This window comes from Kocuria sp. CNJ-770 (assembly GCF_001942375.1).
In the GTDB taxonomy this organism is placed as follows: Bacteria; Actinomycetota; Actinomycetes; order Actinomycetales; family Micrococcaceae; genus Kocuria; species Kocuria oceani.
In genome coordinates this window covers 1,214-7,582 of sequence record NZ_MKJW01000001.1, presented here as the reverse complement: position 1 = coordinate 7,582, position 6,369 = coordinate 1,214, and the positions used below count along the sequence as shown (strand labels likewise).

Annotated in this window: 6 protein-coding genes; 1 reads left to right on the top strand and 5 read right to left on the bottom strand. The window is 69.3% G+C overall.

Going from position 1 to position 6,369, the window contains the following annotated elements:
* Positions 1–929: 929 nt before the first annotated feature.
* Complete coding sequence (locus tag BJF77_RS00035; RefSeq protein ID WP_075870924.1) at positions 930–1,100, bottom strand: zinc transporter permease; 171 nt, start codon at positions 1,098–1,100, stop codon at positions 930–932.
* A 263-nt stretch (positions 1,101–1,363) separates the two neighbouring features.
* Here BJF77_RS00035 and BJF77_RS00030 point away from each other — a divergent pair, with 263 nt between their 5' ends.
* Entirely contained in the window at positions 1,364–2,734 is a 1,371-nt protein-coding gene (locus BJF77_RS00030) for a cytochrome P450 (protein WP_158041126.1), read from the top strand.
* Between the two features lie 67 nt (positions 2,735–2,801).
* On the opposite strand, the gene BJF77_RS19765 is transcribed toward BJF77_RS00030, so the two are convergent.
* The 4 genes from BJF77_RS19765 to BJF77_RS00015 form a co-directional block, all read right to left on the bottom strand.
* Positions 2,802–3,014, bottom strand: a complete 213-nt coding sequence (locus BJF77_RS19765) for a hypothetical protein (RefSeq protein WP_139318351.1) — start codon at positions 3,012–3,014, stop codon at positions 2,802–2,804.
* 315 nt (positions 3,015–3,329) lie between these two features.
* Entirely contained in the window at positions 3,330–3,491 is a 162-nt protein-coding gene (locus BJF77_RS20345; RefSeq protein ID WP_158041118.1) for a hypothetical protein, read from the bottom strand.
* Positions 3,492–3,531: 40 nt separating this feature from the next.
* Positions 3,532–5,304 (bottom strand): thiamine pyrophosphate-requiring protein, encoded by a 1,773-nt coding sequence (locus tag BJF77_RS00020; RefSeq protein ID WP_075870921.1) that lies wholly within the window; start codon positions 5,302–5,304, stop codon positions 3,532–3,534.
* An 83-nt stretch (positions 5,305–5,387) separates the two neighbouring features.
* Positions 5,388–6,369 (bottom strand): zinc-binding dehydrogenase (locus tag BJF77_RS00015; RefSeq protein WP_083664892.1); only part of this gene is annotated, 982 nt, incomplete at its 5' end.

The window sequence follows — 6,369 nt, the reverse complement described above, 5'->3', positions numbered from 1 at the left end:
CCCGTCCAGTGCACCGCCTCGTGCATCCGGGCCTGTACCTGCTGCCCCGAAATTAGCTGTTGCGCCGCTGCGCCAGCATTGTCGCGCGCCTGGTCGGTCTGACTGTGCGCCGCCGAGCCTTCTGCGGCCCCCGCCACCTGCGGCTTCATGCCAACTCATTGTCCACATCTGCGCTGTTGGAACGAAGCAGCCGAGAACTGTGACAGGAAGTGGCGTTGACCTGCGAAAACATGCGACGGGAACCCTAAGCCGAACTGCGGTAACGGCACCGCCACGGGCCCGAGCCCTTGCGCGGGCCCCCAGAGGGTGGGGCCGAGATGCACCGGAGGGGGAGCCGACGACGCCGGCCCCGGCCATGGTGCTCCGCCTCGATGACCGGGATGGAACACGGGTGCACCGTGGAGGCTGTTGCGCACCGTACCTGGAGGAGCCTGCGCATCCAGGGTCCCCGGATGCGCGTGTGCCCCTGCCCAGGGGCTGGGCAGGGGCACACGGTCACAGGGCAGTACTCCTGTGGATCGCATCCGGGCCGGCGGCGGGAGAACCGGTGACTCCGGGTGCCGCTTCAGACGAAGAGCTGAAGTGCTCCCACGCTAACAACCCGTCACAGTGATTGTCAGCTCGCTTACCGACTGTGGCAGAGGATGACCACCCGGTGGCCAGGACCGCCCACTGCCCGCTGTGGAGCATTGGGGGCGTCATCGACCCCGTGCTCCGCGGTGTCGGCACGCGGGACGCAGCACTGGGCGACCGGAGGCGGTCTCAGGTCGACTCGTGGCCGGTGAGCTTGTGCCAATCCAGCAGCTGGTGTGGTGGCGGGGTGCGGCCGATGAGGACGTTGGCGGCCTCGGCCAGCAGCTGCTGTTCTGCTATGCGCCGCTGGTCGAGACGACTCGGGGAGCCCTATTCCGTGCGGGTTCCCCGAGTCGTCACGCAGACGTTTCCTGGCACTCGTCGTAGTGGTCTCCGTGCTCGGAGTGCCGGTGACCGTCGTGGAGGTAGTCCACGTGATCGCCGTGCTCCATGGTGTCGTGCCCACAGTTGTCTCCGTGGGTGTGTTCGGCCTTGGTGTGCTCGGCCTGCTCGTTGTGACCAGCCATGATGATCCCCTCTTGGATGTGCGGACCCGGAACGGGTCTGCACATCCAGCGAAGCACCAACACCGCAACCAGGCAATGCCTTGAGGGGTAGTGCATCGGTGCGGCAACGGACAACGTCCCTGTTCCGCACTTCGGGCATTGCAGCCGGGGTTCCCCTGCGGGTGTCCCAGGTGTTGAGGCCGCTCCCGGATCTTCCCTTGGGGCGACAGGGCAGCTGGATGCTTTTCACTTTACAGATGGCGGAATGAGGGGCTTTGTGCCCTGTGGGAGTTCGTGCCGCTTGGTGCAGGACTTCGTTGTGGTGTCTGTCTTCATTGCAAGGCGGGGTTTCCGCTGGAGATCCCATGAGAACCGTCCATGCACGTACTGGAGTGACTGACCGCTCTGTAGACCTGCTGCGGGACGGGTACACCTTCGCGGACGCGGTGCGTGCTCGTGCCGGCAATCTGGCAGCCCGAGCCGTGCCGCTGAAGCTGATGGGTGGGCCAGCGCTGCTGATCCGTGGAACGGAGGCGGTGCGCTTCTTCTACGACACGGACCGGTTCCGCCGGGCCGGGGCGATGCCGGTGGCCGTCAAAGCGCCCCTGTTCGGGCGCGGAGCCGTGCACGGGCTCGACGACGACACCCACCGCCACCGCAAGCAGCTGTTCCTGCACGCCACCACGCCCGAGCGTGTCGAGGCCTTGGTGGAGGAGGTGGACCGGGAATGGGCCCGAGTGCTGGAGAGGGCCGAGACGCTCAACGTCTATGAGGCCTCGGTGGCGGTCTTCGGCCGTGCGGTGCTGTCCTGGGCGGGTACGGGCATGGACGCCCTTCAGGTGGAGGACCGCGCGCAGCGGCTGGCGGCGATCGTCGAGGGCTTCGGCGTGCCCGGACTTCCCTGGGCGCGGGCGATGCTCGCGCGCCGCGACAGCGATGCCTGGGCGAAGGACCTCATCATCCGGGCCCGCACGGTCGAGGGCTTTCCCGGGCAGACCGGGCGGGGAGCAGGGCAGGTGCCCGTGCTCGACCTTGTCGCGGCCTACCGTGATCCGGACGGGCGGTTGCTGGATGAGCACACGGCCGGTGTGGAACTGCAGAACATCGTCCGTCCTACGATCGCGGTCAGCCGCTTCGCGGCCTTCATCGCGCTGGCCTTGCATGAGCACCCGCAGTGGGTCGCACGCCTGCGCGCCGAGACCGCCGATCGTGGCAGCACCGTGGGAGGGCCCCAAGCCCGTGCCTTCGCCCACGAGGTGCGCAGGGTGTATCCCTTCGTGCCGATGCTGCCGGCCCGGGCTCGTTGTCCCATGGAGTGGGGCGGGCAGCACATCCGGGCCGGCCAACGGGTGCTGCTGGACATCCTGGGCACCAACAACGACCCGGGGGAGTGGGAGCGTCCCGCTGACTTCGATCCGGAGCGGTTCCTGGGTCTGGACGCGAGGCAGATCGAGAACTTCATTCCGCAAGGCGGCGGCTCACCGCGGCTCGGGCACCGGTGCCCCGGGGAAGACGTCACGGTGGGGCTGATGGCGGTGACCGCTGCGCACCTGGCCGGGCGCGATTGGGCCGCGGACGAATCCGGAATGAGTTTCGACCTGCACCGCATGCCCACCCGCCCCCAGGGCGGCCCCGTGCTGCAGTTCACCGCGTGAGGACAACGAACCCTGTCCTTCGCGTTGCCGCTGGGCGCGGACGCGGTGTCCACCGGACCAGCCGTCATCACGCGCCGACCGTGCCGGTGCCGCAGCGGGACTGGACTGGACGATCGTGCGGTTCCTGCGCCGCACGCCCGGTCGAGGACGGGGACTGAAGTACGTCGGATACTTTGGCCACGACGCCATCGGATCCTCTGCGGCCGCCGGCGACATCGCCGCTTTCGCCGTCACCCAGCTCCTCGATTTCGCCGTCACCCAGCTCCTCGATGCCCGCCACGTCACGAACGCTCCGGCTGTCAGCAACCGAGCCGCGCGCTGCTCCAGCGACTGCCGACCTTCAGGTTGCCCTCCTCGAGCGCCAGGCGATGGCGCCGGTGCTGGGCCGGCCGGAGCCCGGAACGTGGCCGGTCGCGTACTGGGCCCTTGTCCGTGGGAAGGCCCCGCTCGCGCCGGATCGGGACGGCGAGGTCGTCTGAGCCCTCCCGGGTGCGGTCGCCGAAGGCGGCGCAGGACCAGCTAGCACCCCGAGAGGCGGTGCGGAGGTGTTTGGCTTGTCTGAGTGCGGGAGCCTTCCGGGGTGGATCGGTCCAGGTCACCCGTCGGTGAGATCTTGGGAGTGTATCTGGTGCTCCCGCGGGTCCAGGGACTGACGTTCTCCCAGCCCGTCCTCGCGGATCCACACCACACCCAACGGGACCACGACCGTCTCCACCGTCCCCGTCCAGTGCGCCACCCCGTTCACCTGAGTCTGCACGCGCTGTCCCACATGCACCTGTTCCACCGTCACGCCGATATCACCGGTGCCGGGCCTCCTCGTGCTCGCGTTGGATCCGTAGCTGCTCGGCGGCGCGGTCGGCGCCCTCCTGGGCGAGACCGGTGAGCATCTGCTCCACCTGGGACTCCGTGGCGCGCGGGGGCAGCAGCGGTGTGGCGGGGTCGACGACCGCTTCGATCACCGTCGGCCGGTCCGCGCTCAGGGCGGTGGCCCAGGCCTTATCAATGTCCTCGGGGCGGTCGATCCGGATGCCCTCGAGGCCCAGAAGACGGGCGTGATCGGCCCACGGGAACGCCGGGACGTCCTGGGAGGCGGGGAAACGTGGATCGCCCTCCATCTCGCGCTGCTCCCAGGAGACCTCAGCGAGGTCACCGTTGCTCAGGACGAGTACGACGAAGCGGGGGTCGGTCCAGTCCCGCCACCGGGAGGCGAGGGTGATGAGCTCGGCGTTGCCGCTCATCTGCATGGCCCCGTCCCCGGCCAGGGCCACGACAGGACGGTCGGGGTGGGCGAGCTTCGCGGCCAGCCCGTAGGGCATCGCCGAGCCCATGCAGGCCAAGGTGGAGGACAGGTGTGCCGGCACCTCGGGTGGCAGGCGCAGGAAGCGGGCGTACCAGTAGACGACCGAACCGACGTCGACGGACACCTGGGCGTCAGCGGGTAGATGATCGGACAGAGCCGCGACGACGGCCTGAGGGTTGAGGGGCTCCGCAGGCTCGGCGCAACGGGCCTGGGCCACCCGCCGCCAGGTGTCGACCATGGTCTCGACTTCGCCGCGCCAGGGTCGTTCGGTGCCTTGCAGCCGCGGCAGCAGGGCCCGCAGGGTTTCGGTGGCGTCCCCGGCCAGTGCCACCTCCACGGGGTACTTCGCCCCGAGGTTGCGGGCACTGATGTCGATCTGCACGGCCCGGGCCTGCCCCGGAGCGGGGTAGAACTCGGTCCAGGGGTCGTTGCTGCCCACGATCAGCAGGGTGTCGCACCCGGCCATCAGGTTCGCCGCCGCGGTGGTGCCCAGGTGGCCCATCACCCCGCACGCCCAGGGGAGGGACTCGTCGATCACCGGTTTGCCGAGCAGGGAGGTCGCCACTCCGGCGCCGAGCCGCTCGGCCACCTTCGCCACCTCGGAGGCGGCGCCGGCGGCACCCTGGCCTACCAGCAGCGCCACGCGTTCGCCGGTGTTGAGCAACCGTGCCGCGCGGTCCAGGTCTTCCTCGCTCGGCATGACTCGAGGGGCGGCGGTGACCGGTGCGCTGGGGACAATCCCGTGGGTGTGCTCCTTCTCCGGGACCTCGGCCTGCTGGACGTCGTGCGCGACGATGACGCAGGTGGGGCTCGAGGTGGCGATCGCGGTGCGGAAGGCGTTGTCGAGCACGGCCTCCACCTGTTCCGGGGCGTTGACGGTTTGGACGTACTGGGCGCACACGTCCTTGAACAGTGTGGGAAGCTCCACCTCTTGCTGATAACCGCTGCCCTGGGCCGTCGTGACGACCTGACCCACGATCGCCACAACGGGCTTGCTGTCGAGTTTCGCGTCATACAGACCCGCGAGCAGATGGATCGCACCGGGGCCCTGGGTGGCCAGGCACACCCCGACCTGTCCGGTGTACTTGGCGTGGCCAGTGGCCATGAACGCGGCCATTTCCTCGTGCCGTGCGGAGACGAACTCGATGTCCTCCTCAGCCCGTGCCAGAGCGGCCAGCAACGGGTCCACCCCGTCTCCGGCGTATCCGAACACCCGGTGCGTCCCCCAAGCACGGAGACGGTCCACAATCCCGTCAGCGACATTGCCCATCCCGGTTCTCCTCCTCGTGCAGCTCTGCTCGATGATGCTCCTGCCGGAGCGACTGTCTCAGGCGTGGTGAAGCGTCTGAGCCCTCATCCGGTGGTGAGGACGGTCTTGAGCCAGCCCTCGTCGCGGCGGTCGAAGCTCAGGTAGGCCTCGACCGCGTTGTCGATGGGTTCGTGCTGGGTGACGAAGGGGGCTGGGTCGAACAGGCCGGCCGCCACGAGGTCCAGCAGCGGCGGGGTGACCGAGCGGTGGTCGCAGTTGCCGGCGCGCAGGGTGAGGTTCTTGTTGGTGGCCTGCCCGATCGGGAAGGACGTCAGGTCCGGGGAGAAGACGCCGATCATGCCGATCCGCCCGTACTTGGCCACGGACTCCACGGCCCACTGGGCCGACAGGGACGGGGCGTTGCCGGGCACCCAGTTCTCGCCCTGGACGTTGGTCTCCGGGGCGGTCTGGGTCACCTCGGCGTCGAACTGCTCGGTGCGTGCGGCGTACTTCTCGGCCGCCGGCCCGCGGGCCGGGCGCTGGGCGTCGACGCCGACGGCCTCGATGACGGCGTCCACGCCCACGCCCATGGTGGCGTCCATGATCGCCTCCACCGGGTCCTCCTGGTTGAAGTCGATGACCTCGGCGTTCTGTTCCAGGGCCTTGACCAGGCGTGTCTGCACGCCGTCGACCGCCCAGACCCGGCCTGCGCCCTGGCGGTAGGCGGAGGCGATCGCCAGCTGCCCCACGATCCCGGCGCCGTAGACGGCCACGGTGTCCCCGCGCCGGATCCCGGCCAGCTGGGCGCCGAACCAGGCGGTGGGGAAGATGTCAGAAAGCAGGATTGCATCGTCGTCGGAAACGTTGCCCGGGATCGGGATCAGGGTGTTGGACGCCCAGGGGATGCGGGCGTACTCGGCCTGAAGTCCGTCCACGGGGCCGGTGGGCGCCGGGCCGCCGAAGAAGCACGTGCCGGCGGCCGGGCCGTTGGGATTGGCGACGTCGCACTGGGCGGTCTGGCCCATCCGGCAGTAGCGGCAGACGCCGCAGGACATCGTGGAGCACACGATCACCCGGTCACCGGGG